Below are 17,390 nucleotides of genomic sequence, written 5' to 3'. Positions count from 1 at the left end.
ATTCTTTCGGTCATGTTCTTTCAAAAACAATGCCAATACAGCAATCAATCAACGAATCAGTCAGTTGTAAAAACTCTATTTGCTTTATGGTGTCCAAAAATTGGACAACGATGTCTAATTTTTGGACACTTTAGTCTTTTGTACCAAGACAAATGTTTTGAACAACCTTTTTAGCTTCAATTAGGCACTTGAGTTGAAACCGACTTCAAGAGCATAAAACACAGTAGACTTTCCGGTGTAGGAAAAAATGATTTTCAGGTTGCTATAACGAAAAAGCCGCCTCGTTACAGATTCGAGACGGCCTTGTTTTAATTTTGTTACGAAATCGATCAAATCGTAGTAACTCTTTTTTCTTTGATACGTGCTTTCTTTCCGGTAAGCTTGCGCAAATAATACAATTTAGAACGACGAACTTTACCGACTTTGTTAAGTACAATACTCTCAATAAAAGGAGATTCGATCGGGAAAATTCTTTCTACACCGACATTTTCGGACATTTTCCGAACCGTGAAACGCTTCTTGTCACCCTGTCCCGAAATGCGAATTACCACGCCCCGATACTGCTGAATACGCTCTTTGTTTCCTTCCTTGATTCGATACGAAACCGTGATCGTATCGCCGCTCTTGAACGCGGGATGTTCTTTTTTCGTAGCAAATGCTTCCTCTGCGACTTTAATTAAATCCATTGTTTATAGCTCTTTATATGTTTATAATTCGAACAAAACGCAACATAACGGGTCTCACTCTTTCCCGACAGCGATTACGTAAAGCGGCTGCAAAGATACAAAAAAAACAGATATACACGCATTTTCTAAGTATGTTTTTACGGCCTGTTCGAACGAGAAAAGTCGCTCTTATCACCGCTTGTTGATAAAAAGCAAACAAATTATTGTTGTTTTTTGTCCCCGGGCGTGTATTTTTGCGGGATATAAAAACGTAACGCATGAATAAGATCAATTATATTTTGCTGTTTTTTCTGCTTGGGATGAGCATGACGTCGCAAGTAGAGCCTGCCTTATTTCGGAAAGCAGATAAAGCGAAGATGAACCATTGGGTCGATTCCGTATACCGGACAATGACTGACGATGAACGAATCGGACAATTATTTATGGTCATAGCCGAACCGAAATCTGATGCTGCGAATATGCGGAAGATCGAAAGTTATATCACAAATCAGAAAGTGGGCGGCGTACTTTTTCAAAAAGGCAATCCGTTGACACAGGCCGAGGTGACGAATCGGTTGCAAAAAGTTTCACGCGTTCCGCTGTTCATCGCTCTCGACGGAGAGTGGGGCTTATCGATGCGTCTGAGCGAAACTACACGGTTTCCCAAAAACATGATGCTGGGGGCTATTGAAGACATCCGTCTGATTGAAGCTTACGGCGCCGAAGTCGGACGACAATGCCGAGAGATGGGCATCCATATCAACTTCGCACCGACTATCGACGTGAACAGCAATACGGATAATCCCGTTATCGGTCTCCGCTCATTCGGTGAAGATCCCGATGCTGTAGCGGAAAAAGGGGTAGCGTATGCGCGCGGACTTGAAAGCACAGGCATCTTCTCCGTAGCGAAGCATTTCCCGGGGCATGGCGATACGTCGGACGATTCGCATCATACCTTACCCGTTTTACGCCGTTCCCTAAAAGAGATGGACAGCATTGAACTGTCTCCTTTTCGTCATTATATCAAGGCCGGATTTGCAGGTATCATGACAGCTCATCTGTATGTGCCGGCCCTCGACAAAAAAGAGAGAAGAGCGGCTTCGTTGTCGGATGCGGTCGTTACGGATCTACTACAGAAGAAAGACGGCTTTCAGGGACTTTGCTTTACGGATGCTTTGGCCATGAAAGGTGCCGAACGCAACAAGCAGGAAAGTCCTTCGGTTCTGGCCTTAAAGGCAGGAAACGACATTGCCCTTGCTCCGAATAAATTAGCCAAAGAAATAGAAGCCGTAAAAGCGGCGATTACCGACGGTACGCTTAGTAAGAATGATATCGCTTTGAAGTGCAAAAAGGTCTTGTCGTATAAATATATTGCCGGATTGAACAATTATCGTCCGATTAAGATCGAAGGCCTTCCGGAACGATTAAACTCCGCCCATGCCACTTGGCTCGCAGCCAAGTTGAACGAAGAATCGATTACGTTATTGAAAAACGAATCGGACTACCTGCCTTTGAAGCAACTCGAAAAGAAAAAGATTGCCTTGCTTTCCGTCGGCGATTTATATGACGAAGAGTTTCAATCGACACTCGGTAAATATGACGCCATTGACCATTATAGGATTACGCTTTCGACAAAGGAAGCAGAAATCGAGACCATCGTGCGTGATTTAGAGAAATATGATGTGATTATCTGCGGTGTCTATACGGTACGAATCAACGAACATCCCGCATTAGCCAAACTCGCCGCACGGAAAGATTGGATATATGTTTTCTTCACTCTGCCCTACTTCTGCAAAGAGTATAAAGTGTCTATCAAGCATGCGAAGGCTGTAGTCATGGCTTATGAAGGCACTCCTTTCGCACAGAAATACGCGGCGCAGGCAGTGTTCGGCGGTATCCCGACGAAGGGCAAATTGGCTGTCACCATCCCCGGTATGTTTTACGCGGGAACAGGCGTTTTCACGGAAAAGACACGTTTAGGCTATCATCTTCCCGAAGAGGTCGGGATGGATGCGGCCCGTCTGGCAGAAATCGATGCCATTGTAAAAGAAGGATTGAGTAAAGAGGCCTATCCGGGATGTCAAGTATTGGTAGTCAAGAATGGGACGGTCGTATACGACAAATCGTTCGGATATTATGACTACCAACGGAAGCAGAAAGTAACGAGCCGCTCGGTGTATGATCTGGCGTCAGTCTCAAAAGCAACTGGCACCCTGCTGGCCGTGATGAAAACTTACGACGACCGGTTGATCACGTTGAACAGCCCTGTCTCCTCCTATATCCCATCCCTGCGAGAAAGCAACAAAGTGCATCTGACGGTTGAGGAGTTGTTGTATCACCAGTCGGGCCTCGTACCGTCCATTCCTTTTTACATGAATGCCATCGATGAAAAAAGTTACACCGGCAAGTTATACAGCCGTACCCAAAGCGCTACCCATCCCGTACGTCTGGATGCACACACTTATGCCCGTAACGATTTCAAGTTCTTCTCTCATCTGATATCGGAGACGAAAAAGCCCGGGTTCACAGCCGAAGCTGCGAAGCATATCTATGTGCACGATTCGTTCAAGGATATCATCATGCAAGAGATCAAAGACTCGAAGCTCGGTGAGCGCGGCAAGTACAGATACAGTTGCATAAACTTTATTCTGCTGAAGATGATTGTTGAACAGCAAACCGGACAACCGATGGACAAGCTGTTGCAGACTCATTTTTTCGATCGATTGGGAGCACGTACAACGACTTACAACCCGCTGCATAAAATGGATACGATGGTGGTTGTTCCGACCGAGAACGACGAGTTTATACGTCGGCAGTTGTTGCGTGGTTACGTACATGACGAAGCCGCAGCCTTTCAGGGAGGTGTTTCGGGAAACGCAGGCCTGTTCTCCAATGCGGGCGATCTGGCCAAGCTGCTGCAATTGTATATAAATAAAGGTACGTATGGCGGCGAATCGTATCTTTCAGCCGAGACCTGCAAGCTTTTTACGGAAAGCAAAAGTCCGACTTGCCGTCGCGGGCTGGGATTCGACAAACCCGATACCGGCAATCCGGATGCGTCACCCTGTGGTGTATTAGCACCTGCTTCGGTTTACGGACACACCGGATATACCGGAACGGCTTTCTGGGTAGATCCGGACAATCAATTAATCTATATCTTCCTAAGCAATCGGGTTCATCCGACACGTTCTAACGGGAAACTCTCATCGCTCGAAATCCGCACACGCATTCAGGACGCAATTTATCGCGCGATAAAGAAATAAAAGAGAAAAGGGGCTGTCCGCAAAGTCTTTCGACTTAATCGGACAGCCCCTTTTCTCTACCTGTTGACGTATCGCTTCTATTCGATTCTTTTGCTGTTCTTATTCAGGAAAATATGACCTATATATCCTAAAAGAACGAGCACAAGACCTAAAACAAGCATGACATTACTCCCGGCGCTTCCGCTTATTGCAGGGATTGCCAATATGACCACTCCAATCAGGAGAACAAGAACTCCTAAATACTTTAATGCACTCATGGTTTGATATTTTAATTATTATTACATGCTAATTTTAAGCACAAATAAAGGAATAATTCTTCGATTCGAAAAATATTTCGGCAAAAAAATGATGAAATGAATCAAATAACCTTTTATATTTGCCCTTGAAAAAAGACAAACAGATGTTGAGAATACTTTATACCGTTTATTTCTGGTTGATCGCAGCCCCTGTTTTTGTGGTGCATACCATTCTGACCGCTCTGATCGTAACGGTCGGCTGCCTGCTGGGAGGAGAAAAATTCTTTTCGTTCTATCCGGGGATGTTTTGGTCGAAGGTAACGTGCCGGCTCGCCATGTGTCCGGTTAAAGTACGCGGACGCGAACATCTGCGTAAAGGACAGTCGTATGTATTTGTAGCCAATCATCAGGGAGCATTCGACATTTTTCTGATATACGGTTTTCTGGGCGTCCCCATGAAATGGATGATGAAACAGGGGCTGGCTAAAATTCCTTTCGTGGGATATGCCTGTCGTGCGGCAGGATTTATTTTTGTCGATAATTCATCGCCGAAAGCTGCGCGACGCAGTATCGCCGAAGCCGAACAGAGGCTTAAGAACGGGGCATCGCTGGCGGTCTTTCCGGAAGGATCACGATCAGAAACGGGGAAAGTCGGGCGTTTTAAGAAAGGTGCCTTTCAGATAGCGTTAGACCTCCATCTGCCGATTGTGCCCATTACGCTGAACGGTCCATATCACGTCTTACCCATCGGATCATGGCGTGTACGGCCTCACCGGATGGAGATGGTGATTCATCCGCCGATTTGCGATACGGAACAATCGGCCGATTCATCTCATCTGCAACAGTGGGCCGATACCACCAAACAGATGATCACGTCAGCCCTTTGGGAAGAGTTCAAGTAATCTGCCGCATCTCTTCTCCCCCACTCTATCCAAAATCGTTCGTTACCGTCTTCATACCGAGGATTTCGGCACAAGTAAAGAGAGCCGTTACGGATACGCCGAGGATGCCGTGCAGGCTCAGGTTCTGTCCTGTCAGGAACAGGTTAGGAACAGGCGTACGCGGCATCAGTACGGTACTGATCGGAGATGTACAGTCTTTTCGGATACCGTACGCCGAACCGTCGACCGTATTCGTATAGCGACGGTACGACAGAGGCGTACTGGTATATATCTCTTCGACGGCATCGCGCAGCCAAGGCATCCGGCGTGCGGCAAAAGCAAGGCATGCCTCGGCCTTTTCGCGCTTGACGGCAACATAATCCGCATCGCGAGGGCCGTCTTTCCAGCGCTCCACCTCGCCCCACGACATGGGCGTGAGCAAATCGATGTTCGACGTATGGCAATCACCGTTCTCCGGCGTCTTATAGCTGATAAACATGCCGGACGGTTCTTTGTCGAAACGGTAGTGCCAGAGGTCGGACGCTTCGTCGTGAAGGTAAATATTGCGATTGCAGTAGGGCACACAGCCCGGACGCAGGCGGATGTTGGCTGTAAATACGCCGGTCGTATTAGGCAGATGGGTGATGCGTTTACGGAAGGCTCTACGGATACACCGGCTCTCTTCGAGCATCGAATACGTATAGGCCGGATGGGCGTTGGAGATGAAAAAGCGGGCGGTAAGTTGCTCGTCACCGTTCACCTCGACTGCGGAAATTCGTCCGTTCGTTTCGATCAGCCGTGTTACTCCGCTACGGGTACGAACGACACCTCCCATCGCCTCGATCTGTTGTACCAGACGATCGGCAATCTGTGAGCCTCCGCCACGCAGCCGCCACGCACTCTGGATATAGGAATTATGAATCTGCGCGAACGTATAGAGCGGCAATTTGTCGGCATCCAGCTCCATCTTGAGCGAAGTACCCGAAAGGACCTTTCGCAACAGCGGATCGTCGATCGTTTCATGCAGAAATTCATACGCCGACCGTCCGAACAGGGGAAGCACATACTCTCCATTCATCACGTCGGGATCAAACACATCGAGCAGATGCTCGCCGACCGTTTTCAGAAAAGCGGTATAAGTCTCCAATTGTTTGCGCTGATGCGGAAAGGATTCTGCCAATGTATCGACGAAGCGTTCGTGTCCGTTGGCAAAAAAGTAAGACTGTTCTCCGATAACCACTTCGTCGAACAGATCGTCCATTCGCTGCCACGGCAAATCGAGCAGCCCGAAATAACGGAAGAAAGGATAAAGCGATTCGCCTTCGCCCAATCCTCCGATATAATGAAAACCCGTGTCGAACGTCACGCCTTTTCGCCGAAAAGTCTGTAAGCAGCCGCCAACCTGTGTATGTTGTTCCAATACACATACATTCAGTCCGTGACGGGCTAATATGAAACCGCACTCCAGTCCCCCCAGACCTCCTCCGATAATAATTACGTCGTAATTCACTGTTGTATATGTTGACAGGTAGGTGATACGAACGGTCAGCCGTTCATGTTTCGGATGACAAGGGTCGAATTCGTTCCGCCAAAGCCAAACGAGTTCGACAAAAACATATCAAAATGTTTATCGATGCGTGTCGCGGGAATATTAAGTTTGGCCGAATCTTCATCAGGATTTTCAAAATTGAGATTCGGCGCGATAAAATCATTCTTCATCATCAGCATCGAATAGATGACCTCGCTCGCTCCCGCCATCCACATCTCATGTCCGGTCATGGACTTGGTCGAAGTCACTTCGGGCTTCCAGTCGCCGAACACAGTATCGATCGATTTCGCTTCATTCTTATCGCCCACGATGGTTGAAGTCGCATGAGCGTTCACATAGCCAATCTCGCGGATGTCTATGCCTGCCTGCCTGAGCGCCATATACAAGGAACGTACCGGGCCCTCGACGTTCGGCACCGAAATATGGTCGCCGTTCGACGAAAAGCCGTACCCGCACACTTCGGCGAGAATCGGTGCTCCCCGGCGTACGGCCGATTCATAGTCTTCGAGGATAACCGTTGCGGCGCCACCGCCGGGCACCAATCCGTCACGATCGCGGTCGAACGGGCGGGAAGCCTTCGTGGGCTCACCTTCTCTGACCGAGAACGCACTGATTCCGTCGAAGCTGCTAACGCCAAATGGATTGATCTCTTGGGCTCCCCCACAAACCACACAGTTTTGCAATCCGTCACGGATTAGCAACATGCCCAGACCTATCGCATGCGATCCGCTCGCACAGGCGCCCGAAACCGTCAGATTCATACCTCTCAACTTGAAGATGCACGAAAGATTCATCGTCACCGTCGAATTCATCGACTGAAAAATAGCCCCCGCACCGATCAAGGTCGTGTCCTTCTTTTCGCGCAAGATGTCCACGCTTCTGACCATGGCTTCCGAGGTGCTGTCGTTCCCATAAAGGATACCGACTTCGTGCCGTTCGATATAATCGGCATCGAGTCGTGCCTGCGCCATCGCTTCACATGTGGCGACATAAGCATATTTAGCCTGCTCGGGCATATATCCGCGTTGACTGCGGCTGAGTATCCCTTTCAATTCGGGGATTTCAAGATGCCCCGTTAACGCCGAACGAAATCCCATCTCTTTTCGGACAGGATCAAAGATGATTCCTGATTTTCCGTGATAAAGCGATTCCCGCACTTCGTCCAGATTCTTTCCGAGGCACGAATAAATGCCCATACCGGTAATAACTACTCTTCTATTCACGTTCTTCTGTTCTAATGTTATCGTCTGTGCAAAACGCAGCAAACATAGATAAAAAAGCCGAAATACCGATATACGAGCCCACAAAAAAGCATCTCTTTACGAAGCATAACAGCCATTAAGCTCCTTTTGGCAAAACCTATCGGTACTTCCACCCTGCTTTTAACCCAAATTACGCGATACACAGTTCGGCGTTTATCATTCATAACCATTCATTATGTCAGGCTTACAGCCCTCCGCCGAGATGCAATGCCTTTTTCCCCAACGCTTCGCTTCGCTCCACATTGGGCTGAATTAACGCGCCCCTGCAGGGCTTTTTCAGCAATCAGCCTTCAGCTCAACAATCAAACAACTCAACGAATCAACAAATAAACAACTCAACAACTCAACAACTCCCCCCCCGAAGGGCATCCAAGGGCTGAAAGCCCGAATTATTTCAGCCCCATCCCGTAAGGGTGGGGTATCGATGTCCGCACCCTATTTAGAGGGCTGAAAGCCTGAATTAAATTCATTCTTATTTGGTTCCATTGCGGAATCCGGGGGTAACCCAAGCGATCGGCACAGTTTAGCCCTCCGATGCGTACAGTTAAGCCGACGGATCACATTCGGTTACTTGTCCCACAATTGAGTTCCAATTGGATCAAAGTTGTGAGACAATTGTTTCACAGTTGTGTTCCAATTGGAACACAACTGTGGTTTAAATAACTCATAAGCATCGGCAAGCTTAACCATAACGATGTGAAGGCTTCATTATGGCCATCGGAAGACTTAATCATACCGGGAGATTGGCTTTTCGCCTATTCTTAAAGAGGGTGTGCCCAAGCATTCCGCTTTGACACACCCTCCTCTTCACTCTATCTTATTCGGCTACTTTCGCGCTTATTCCGCTACTTTCGCGGCGATCCGTTCGTACCCTTTCGCATTGGGATGCAAACCGTCTCTGAAGAGCGTTTCATCGATTTTTCCGTCGGGCTTGAGAAAGTAACTGCCCACATCGCAGTACTCGTAACCCAACGGAAGCACAGCCTGCTCAATCTTGCGATTCAGCCCGGCTACGCGCTCCTCCATCGCCCGACGCGGATACAGGGCAACGACTTTAATAGCCGCCTTGGGCTGACGCTCGCGAATCGCGGCCAGCAGAAAGAGTAGTCCTTCGACGATATCTTCGTCACTATCGAACGTCAAATTATTGGTACCGATATTCAGCACCACCTTTTCGGCCTCAAATCCGTCCAGCTCGCCATGATACACTCGCCAGAGCACATTCTGCACATAGTCCCAACCGTAGCCCATGTTGCGGTATCCCGCCGGCACAAACTCTCTGTTCCAGCTTTCCTTGCCGTCTTGAATCCTGTGCGCTCCTCCCCAATAGTGAGTAATGGAATTGCCCATGATGACACGCCGCGGAGCCTGTTCGGCATTCTGGCGCAGGATATCCTGATGCCTCGCCTGCCAGTCGTACGTACCCGGCTCACGGCGTTGCGTCACCGGAATCATGGTGCTCTTCGTTCCTTTCGGCATACGCAGAAGCCGACGCAAGAACGCTTCATGATGACCGGCCAAAACGACCATGCCGTAATCGTTCGGGTGAATGCCTTCGGCCGTTGTCTCCGTTGTGCGAACACTTTCGTCGAACGTCATCAGATGAAGGTCTTTGATCTCGTTCTTGAGTTGGTCGTACGCCTTCTGTGCCGCCTCATTCGCTTCCGCCACCTGAATACGGGTCGATGCCTGCACCTCGTCCTGATTAAATCCGGTATGCTGCACAATCACAATCGGAGCGGCATGCTTCGCACGAATAGAGCGCACCGCTTCGATGGTACGACGCGTCTTCTCCTCGACTGTAAACTTTCCGAGATTCGGATAGCAATCCAGCAGATAGGCCGCTCCGTCTACTTCGTTGATATATTTGAGCACCTCAGGTTCCAATTGTCCGTTACCCGAAAAACCGAAATTCACGACCGGCCAGTCCAGCTTGCGGGCCAGGATATTCGTCCACGCGTTGCCCGGTCGCGAAGCGCAGGCACCTTGTGCAATCGAAGTGCCGTAAACGACGATCGGTTTCTCCCTTCGCACCGGTTCGACCTTGAAGACTGATCCTTCGGGAACTCCGATTTCCATCCACGTCACCGAATTATAAAGCGGAAGATACAGCCGGTATTCACGTTCCATCTTCGTGTTCAGATCGGTATACGTATAGAGAATCGTATCTCCGAAGATGTATTTAACTCCGTTATCCATCCAGCGTCCCTGCTTGTCGATGGAATACAAATCCACACCCGAAACACCGGTCGACGGCATGTGAGGCATGCTCATCCCACTACTGACCGTGTATCGCACGCGTATTTCGGAAGCATTCGTATAAAAATAAATTGCCAATCCGGCAGCGTTGCGCGATAATTTCCAAACCGGTTCGCGCACCTCGGAGCGGGCACGGTCGGGAAGGCGTGCATAACTGTTCTTCATCTCATCGGCCCAGCCGCGTTGCTGAATGCAGGGTGTTTCACTCTGTTGCGGATTAAACCACTTCATGGTCTGCGCCTGTAGAGTCATCGAGATCAGGCACAGACCTATTACGGTATATATTTTATTCATACTTGTTTAAAAAGTTGTTTGTTTTACGGTATCACTATTTTTCGTACCGTACCGTTGCTCAACGACACGATATATATCCCCTGCGGCAACGTGAAGCAGGTCTCGCCTTCGCTCAGTCTTTGTTTCCGCAACAGCGCGCCGATGATCGTATAAATATGCACGGTCACAGGACGACTTGCCGTCAGACAAAGCAATTCTCTTTGTGTCCGGAACGCTACTTCCGATTCGACGATGATATTGGCTACCGGCTCCGTCAACGACACCTCATACGTCATCGTCAGCTTGGGATATGCGGGGTTCGTGACGGTACACGTCAACGTTTTGCCCACATACGATTCGGCAAACGAAAAGAGTCCGTCTCGATTAGCCTCAGGAATCACGGGAGCGCCCCTGTCCGTCCAGACAAACACGGATGCCACTCCATTCAGTTTATACTCGCTTCTCAGATCGATTTTGTCGCATGGCGCCGATAACGTCACTTTGGCTTGCGGTGCATAAGAGCGCAAGAACGAAGGCCGGGGTAACGTGGAAAAAGTAAAGCGGTTTCTTTCGCACATGATTCGCAGCTTATCCGACGGATTAGGCGGAAGTTTTAATGTATGTGTCCCATTGTTCATCAACGAAATAAACTCAATATTCGGGCATTCCGACACATCCAACTCCGCGAGGTTGTTGGAATAGAAAGCCAAGGTCTCCAATGCCGTACACCCCGACACATCGAGAGACGTGATTTTGTTTTCGTAAGCGCGAATCAATTTTAACGATTTACACCCGGACGCCTTGAATGTTGTCAATTTATTCTCGTAACAAGTCAGGTTTTCTAATTTTGTCAGATTCGAGACGTCCAGCGATGTGAGTTGATTCGTACGCAAAGCCACCTCTTTCAGTTTCGGATTATGAGAAAGATCGATACGCTTCAGTTTACCGTTGGCCGCATAAAATTCTACGAGTTCCGCATTGTTCGAGAGATCGATGTGTTCGAACCGATTCCCGCTCGAACAGAGAAACGTAAGTTTCGGATTATGGGTCACGTCCAGCTTCGTCAACTGATTATAACGACAACAGAAACGTGTCAGATTGACATTGGTAGAGATATCGATCGACTTAAATTCGTTATTGTAACAGTCGAGATAAGTCATCTTCGTATTGCCGGTGACATTCAAAGACTGCAACTGATTCCTTTCACAATGCATTACCAACAAATCGGTAAAGCCACTGACATCTAAATCGCCTCCCAGTTTCTTCTTGTTCCAGTTTATGCTCTCCACACGCCCGTTCGCGTTCCATGTCAGTCCGGGAACGTTCTTCCAGTCTACGGCATCAAGTGGAGCAACCCCCAATTGTTCATAATTCTTTTTCCCTTTCTCCGCCGAGTTCTGGATTAAAAACGCTTTCAGCTTGGCTACTTCCTGCGCGTTATACGTCTGTGCTGTCAGGCGCAAGGCACCTGACAGACAAACGATACTTAAAAATACGACTACAATTTGTTTCATTTACACTACCAGATCGTTACTCGTTTTTCTTTGGCGATATACATCGGACTGTTCTCCGTGATGCCGAAGGCCTGATACCATGCATCGATATGCGGAAGTTCACCGTCTACACGCCACTTACCCAAGGCATGAGGATCCGTCTTCGTGCGACGAAGAATCTCTTCGTCCCGGATATTACCTGCCCAAACGCCTGCATACGCAAGGAAGAAACGCTGATCAGGGGTAAAGCCGAGTTTATTCTCCAATGTTTTACCGGCCGTCGCATTCTTAAAGGCTTGGTAGGAAATCTGCAAACCACCGTAATCGGCCAGTGTTTCGCCTAATGTAAACTTCCCATTGGCATGCACACCGGGTGCCACCTCGATGTTATCGAAGAAATCGGACATCACTTTGGCACGTTCCTGGAACTTCTCCGCGTCCGATGCCGTCCACCAATCTTTGAGATTACCGTCCTTATCGAACTGGCGTCCCTGATCATCGAAGCCGTGAGTCATTTCATGGCCGATCACGACCCCTATCGCCCCGTAATTGAAGGCGTCATCGGCATTCATATCGAAGAACGGATACTGAAGAATCCCCGCCGGGAAACAAATCTCGTTCGTGGTAGGATTATAATAAGCATTCACGGTCTGCGGTGTCATGTACCATTCGTCGCGATCGACGGGTTTCGTTGCCTTATCGAGCATTTCGCGTATGGCAAACTGCGTGGCACGTTCGATATTGGCAAAGTAGGAATCTTTCTTCACCTCAAGCGACGTGTAATCTTTCCATTTGTCGGGATAACCGATCTTCACATAGAACGCATTCAGTTTATCGATCGCTTTGGCTTTCGTCGAATCGCCCATCCAGTCGAGATTACGAATCCGTTCGGCGTAAGCACTCTGCAAGTTATGCACAAGATTGACCATACGCTCTTTGGCTTCGGGCGGAAAATATTTCGCAACATACATCTGTCCCACCGCTTCGCCCAGACAGTTGTTCACACTGGCTTGCGCACGTTTCCAACGCGGTTGCATCTCGGTCTTGCCCGAAAGCACCTTACCGTAAAATTCAAAGTTCTGCGCATAAATCTCGTCACTCAAGTAGGAAGCGGCATGATTGATCGCTTTCCATGAAAGATACGATTGAATCGCACTCAATGGCTCTTCGGCAATCAGCTTATTCACCTCGACCATCGGTTCCTCCTGCGATACGGAAAGTTCTTTGACATCGACGTTAAGGGTGTTCAAAAACTTCGTCCAATCGATATTCGGAACGAGTTTCCGGAGTTCGTCGACCGTCATTTTATGATAATTCGCATACGGATCGCGCGTTTTCACCTTGTCGAAATGTGACTTGGCCAAACGTGTTTCGATACGCATCACATCTTCCATTTGCCGCTGTGCCTGTTCGCCCGAAATCCCGAACAATTCGAACATCTTGACGACATGATTTCTGAATTCGTTACGGATTTTCATCGTGCTTTCATCCTCTTCGAGGTAATAATCACGTTCTCCCAGCGAGAGTCCGCCCTGATACGTCGAAAAGATGTTCTTCTTGCTATCCATTACATCCGCACCAACATACACACTGAAAAACGCTGACATACCCGACAGTTTCATCTCGGCCAGAAAGGTGGACAGTTCGGCTTTATCGCTGATGGCTGCGATCTTATCGAGCCAAGGCTTCAACGGCGCTGTTCCGTCGGTATTGAGTTTGGCGCTGTCCATGGCGATATGGTACAAGTCGCCGATCTTCTGTGCAACCGAACCGTTCTCATGCTCTTTTCCGGCAATTTCTTCGATCAGACTTTTCAGTTGCTCGCGGTTGTCTTCACCCAGTTTGTCGAACGAGCCGAAACGCGAATATTCACCCGTGAGGGGATGATTTTTCATCCACCCGCCACAAGCATACTGATAAAAATTAGTACCCGGATTGGTGGTCGTGTCGAGGTTTTCGAGACGGATACCGGCATCGTCCGTTAAGGTAGCCGTCTTCGGATTTGAATTCCAAGCCATCATCAATGGGATTAATGCTACTGATAAATACTTTTTTTTCATATTAACTGTTTTTTCTGGCAAAGGTATACATTATTTATAATCAACGAAACGTATATCGTCCTTTTTTTGTATCGCAAAGCCGTATCCGACGGTATGAAGAAGATAAGTTATGTTTCGCTCGATGATATCGAGCTCACTTATTACCTGAACCGCAGATGGTCTTCAGGTAACAAAGCGTTATAAACGACAATCTGAATCAATACCATTCTCCTCTTTTTTTCCCGCCTTTCTTTTAGCAATCGCTCCGGAACAAGAACGATGATTTTTCGTGCTTTATCAGGACGGCATAAGCATTTAAAACGAATAATCATTCAACTATAATCGAACAAAAAGCAAAAAATCACTACATGTAGTGATTGCCTTGACAGACGTTTTTATATTCCTTTGCAACATAAAAAACGTTCAAGAATGAAGAAATTTTATTTGTTATGGTGGGTTTCCTGTATGTGTTTGACAACAGCGAAAGTACATGCCGAAAAAGGAAAGATATTGCCCGATACGCTCAAAACGTATAACATCGATGAGGTGGTGATTACTTCATCGGCGAAAGAAACGAACAGCTTACGTACGCTGCCGGGAGCCGTCTCGATTCTTACCCCCCAGCAGATCAAAGGGCGACAAATGACATCTATCAAAGATATCCGCTCTTTCGTCCCCAACTTGTATCTGCCCGATTACGGAGCCAAACTGACGTCGGCCATTTATATCCGTGGTGTCGGGGCACGAAGCAGCGGACAGTCTGTCGGACTCTATGTCGACAACGCACCTTATCCCGATAAAAGCACTTTTGATTTCGAGCTGCCCGATGTGCAGCGCATCGAAGTGTTAAGAGGTGCCCAAGGCACACTTTACGGACGCAATGCGATGGGAGGAATCATTAATATTCATACGCTTTCTCCGCTCGACTACCAAGGGACAAAACTTTCGCTGGCGTATGGAAATTACGGGAGATTTCGCGCGAAAGCATCGCATTATATGAAGATCACCCATTCATTCGGACTGTCGGCCGGTGCATATTATAGCCGCCGAGACGGTTTTTTCAAGAATGAATACACTGGGAAGAAAGCCGATGCCGAAAAGACAACCGGCGGACATCTGAAACTACATTGGCAGATTACTCCCGGTATTAAAGCTCTTTACTCCCTCTCGGGCGAATATTCCGATCAGGGTGCCTTCCCTTACGGATTATACGACCTAACAACAGGGAAAGTAGCACAAGTAAAGATGAATGATCCTTCATCGTATCGCCGGACAATGCTTCATCAAAGCCTTTCATTGACGTATGAGACAAAAAAAATCCTTTTGTCCTCGACAACCGGTTACCAGTATTTTGACGATGACATGAAAATGGATCAGGACTTTTCGGCAGCCTCCGTCTTTGTTCTGAATCAATTGCAGAAACAACACGCCTTCAGCCAAGAAGTTTCTGTTAAAAGTCGTACCGAAAAGAATTATCAGTGGTCAGTCGGTGCATACGGATTTTACACGGACATGCGCACGGAAGCCCCGGTCGAACTCAAGGAGGACGGCATTAAAAGAAACCTGCAACCCATCTTCGACCGACTGAAGGCGATTAATCCGAAAATGCCCTCGCTTGTTATCACCGACAAGTCTATCGGTATCCCCAGCACGTTCGAGACGCCTTCGTACGGCGCCGCTCTTTACCATCAATCCACCTATAAAAACCTGTTCATCAAAGGTCTTTCACTGACGGCAGGAGTTCGGCTCGATTACGAAAAACAAGACTTGCGTTACAATGCCAAAGGCAAAATGCACCTGACGATGCAACTGCCGCCCAAAATGCCCGAACCCAAAGATATCAGCAGCCTCTACCCCGCTTCGGTTATCGACGAATCCATTTCGTCCGATTTATGGCAGGTGTTACCCAAAATCTCGATCAAATATGAATGTTCTCCACGTACGGTAACTTATCTTTCCGCTTCTAAAGGGTATAAAACGGGAGGATACAATATGCAAATGTCTGCCGACATCATGCAAGCCCGGATGCAGTACGATATGATGAATGTGTTCAGCACATTTATGCCTTCTATTCCGAAAATAGAACCGGAAGCCGTTAAAGACGTTATTTCGTATCGTCCGGAAACGAGCTGGAATTATGAAATAGGGGTAAAAAGTGAATTGATACGCGATCATCTTCACGCAGAGTTGACATTCTTTTATCTGGATATTGCGAATCTTCAGATCACAAAATTCGTAACCAGCGGTCACGGACGTATCCTCAGCAATGCAGGAAAAGCCGAAAGTTACGGAGCAGAACTTTCTTTACGTGCCATCTTGACAAATGATCTTACCGCCGACCTGAACTACGGCTATACGCATGCTACGTTTCGTGACTATCATGATGGTCGCACAGATTTTTCCGGTCGTTATATCCCTTATACCCCTCGACATACGCTGGGTGTCGGGTTGCATTACACCAAGTCATTGAAACATTGCTGGATCAACCAATTCTTCGCATCGGCACAATGTAATGGAGCAGGCCCCATCTACTGGACAGAACACAACGATCTTTTACAAAAGTTTTATGCAACGATCCATACGCAAGCCGGCGTGCGCAAAGGCATCTTTTCACTCGATCTATGGATAAAGAATCTGACCGATACGGATTATTCGGCTTTCTATTTCAAATCATTCGACAAGTCGTTCATGCAAAAGGGAAGCCCTTTGCAGTTCGGCACTAAACTTAATATTACATTTTAAAATTAACAATCATGACGGAATTTCTTACGACATATAACCTTTGGGGGTTAACAACAGGAATTTCAACGTTTCTGATCATCGGACTTTTTCATCCGATCGTCATTAAAACAGAGTATTATTTCGGAACAGCTTGCTGGTGGGTATTTTTAATCGCCGGGCTTATTCTAACAGGAGTATCCATTATGCTCGACCATATTTTTTTATCGACCTTGGCGGGAGTTGTCGCTTTTTCGTGCTTTTGGTCTATTATCGAGATTTTCGAACAAGCCCAACGTGTCGAAAAAGGCTGGTTCCCTGCCAATCCGAAACGAAAAAAAAAGAAATAACTTCTTCTCTATAACAAGGACAGCACGAACGCTCAAGCCCCTGAGAAACCAAAGGTATAGCCACAAACGGAAAAAGTACCATGGGATGGTGTCATGGATTGAAACTTCATTTCGTATGCAATGATCGTGAAGAGTTTATTACGTTTTGTCTTACAGGGTCTAACATGGATGACAGAAACCCGAAAGTCCGGCAGGTTCCGGCTAAAGAACTATACGGAAAACTCTTTGAAGATAAGAGATATATCTCCCCTAAACTCTTTGAAAGCCTCTTTGATGACGGCATCCATCTTGTAACCGGAATCAACCCAGATTCCGCGATAGAAAAAATCTGGCTCTATGTTGATTTGAGTGGGTAATGGAAATTCCTTCCTCCGTTTATGTAGTATACCATATCCATAAAGT

11 protein-coding genes are annotated in these 17,390 nt (G+C 47.6%); 5 read left to right on the top strand and 6 right to left on the bottom strand.

Going from position 1 to position 17,390, the window contains the following annotated elements; genetic code table 11:
- Positions 1 to 329: 329 nt before the first annotated feature.
- On the bottom strand, positions 330 to 686 hold the full coding sequence (gene rplS, locus EII41_RS05370) for a 50S ribosomal protein L19 (protein WP_124751186.1): 357 nt from the start codon (positions 684 to 686) through the stop codon (positions 330 to 332).
- 257 nt (positions 687 to 943) lie between these two features.
- Here rplS and EII41_RS05365 point away from each other — a divergent pair, with 257 nt between their 5' ends.
- Positions 944 to 3,928: a glycoside hydrolase family 3 N-terminal domain-containing protein gene (locus EII41_RS05365; protein ID WP_124789741.1), complete on the top strand. Its 2,985-nt coding sequence runs from the start codon at positions 944 to 946 to the stop codon at positions 3,926 to 3,928.
- A 400-nt stretch (positions 3,929 to 4,328) separates the two neighbouring features.
- Complete coding sequence (locus tag EII41_RS05355) at positions 4,329 to 5,066, top strand: lysophospholipid acyltransferase family protein (protein ID WP_124789740.1); 738 nt, start codon at positions 4,329 to 4,331, stop codon at positions 5,064 to 5,066.
- Between the two features lie 25 nt (positions 5,067 to 5,091).
- Here the strand turns inward: EII41_RS05355 and EII41_RS05350 are convergent, their stop codons facing one another.
- The 5 genes from EII41_RS05350 to EII41_RS05330 all read right to left on the bottom strand — a co-directional run bounded on the left by EII41_RS05350 (position 5,092) and on the right by EII41_RS05330 (position 13,941).
- Complete coding sequence (locus EII41_RS05350; RefSeq protein ID WP_185711837.1) at positions 5,092 to 6,555, bottom strand: phytoene desaturase family protein; 1,464 nt, start codon at positions 6,553 to 6,555, stop codon at positions 5,092 to 5,094.
- Positions 6,556 to 6,590: 35 nt separating this feature from the next.
- A complete protein-coding gene (locus tag EII41_RS05345; RefSeq protein ID WP_124789738.1) occupies positions 6,591 to 7,817 on the bottom strand; it encodes a beta-ketoacyl-[acyl-carrier-protein] synthase family protein in 1,227 nt (408 codons plus the stop codon).
- Between the two features lie 876 nt (positions 7,818 to 8,693).
- Complete coding sequence (locus EII41_RS05340) at positions 8,694 to 10,409, bottom strand: SGNH/GDSL hydrolase family protein (RefSeq protein WP_124789737.1); 1,716 nt, start codon at positions 10,407 to 10,409, stop codon at positions 8,694 to 8,696.
- A 23-nt stretch (positions 10,410 to 10,432) separates the two neighbouring features.
- Positions 10,433 to 11,902 (bottom strand): T9SS type A sorting domain-containing protein, encoded by a 1,470-nt coding sequence (locus EII41_RS05335; protein ID WP_124789736.1) that lies wholly within the window; start codon positions 11,900 to 11,902, stop codon positions 10,433 to 10,435.
- A gap of 5 nt (positions 11,903 to 11,907) precedes the next feature.
- Entirely contained in the window at positions 11,908 to 13,941 is a 2,034-nt protein-coding gene (locus EII41_RS05330; RefSeq protein WP_124789735.1) for a M13 family metallopeptidase, read from the bottom strand.
- A gap of 408 nt (positions 13,942 to 14,349) precedes the next feature.
- Between EII41_RS05330 and EII41_RS05325 the strand changes: the two genes are divergently transcribed.
- The 3 genes from EII41_RS05325 (at position 14,350) to EII41_RS05315 (ending at position 17,344) form a co-directional block, all read left to right on the top strand.
- Positions 14,350 to 16,662, top strand: coding sequence for a TonB-dependent receptor (locus EII41_RS05325; protein WP_124789734.1), 2,313 nt, complete (start codon positions 14,350 to 14,352; stop codon positions 16,660 to 16,662).
- 11 nt (positions 16,663 to 16,673) lie between these two features.
- Positions 16,674 to 16,988, top strand: coding sequence for a DUF4491 family protein (locus tag EII41_RS05320; RefSeq protein ID WP_124789733.1), 315 nt, complete (start codon positions 16,674 to 16,676; stop codon positions 16,986 to 16,988).
- Between the two features lie 80 nt (positions 16,989 to 17,068).
- Positions 17,069 to 17,344, top strand: coding sequence for a transposase (locus tag EII41_RS05315; RefSeq protein WP_411292579.1), 276 nt, complete (start codon positions 17,069 to 17,071; stop codon positions 17,342 to 17,344).
- Positions 17,345 to 17,390 lie beyond the last annotated feature (46 nt).

It is taken from the genome of Tannerella forsythia (assembly GCF_003860135.1).
Classification (GTDB): Bacteria; Bacteroidota; Bacteroidia; order Bacteroidales; family Tannerellaceae; genus Tannerella; species Tannerella forsythia_A.
This window is presented reverse-complemented; position numbering and strand designations above follow the sequence as displayed.

Excerpts from the sequence above, each read along its gene's own strand:
- rplS (WP_124751186.1), bottom strand. The coding sequence starts at position 686 with ATGGATTTAATTAAAGTCGCAGAGGAAGCATTTGCTACGAAAAAAGAA.
- EII41_RS05365 (WP_124789741.1), top strand. The coding sequence starts at position 944 with ATGAATAAGATCAATTATATTTTGCTGTTTTTTCTGCTTGGGATGAGC.
- EII41_RS05355 (WP_124789740.1), top strand. The coding sequence starts at position 4,329 with ATGTTGAGAATACTTTATACCGTTTATTTCTGGTTGATCGCAGCCCCT.
- EII41_RS05340 (WP_124789737.1), bottom strand. The coding sequence starts at position 10,409 with ATGAATAAAATATATACCGTAATAGGTCTGTGCCTGATCTCGATGACT.
- EII41_RS05335 (WP_124789736.1), bottom strand. The coding sequence starts at position 11,902 with ATGAAACAAATTGTAGTCGTATTTTTAAGTATCGTTTGTCTGTCAGGT.
- EII41_RS05330 (WP_124789735.1), bottom strand. The coding sequence starts at position 13,941 with ATGAAAAAAAAGTATTTATCAGTAGCATTAATCCCATTGATGATGGCT.
- EII41_RS05325 (WP_124789734.1), top strand. The coding sequence starts at position 14,350 with ATGAAGAAATTTTATTTGTTATGGTGGGTTTCCTGTATGTGTTTGACA.
- EII41_RS05320 (WP_124789733.1), top strand. The coding sequence starts at position 16,674 with ATGACGGAATTTCTTACGACATATAACCTTTGGGGGTTAACAACAGGA.
- EII41_RS05315 (WP_411292579.1), top strand. The coding sequence starts at position 17,069 with ATGGGATGGTGTCATGGATTGAAACTTCATTTCGTATGCAATGATCGT.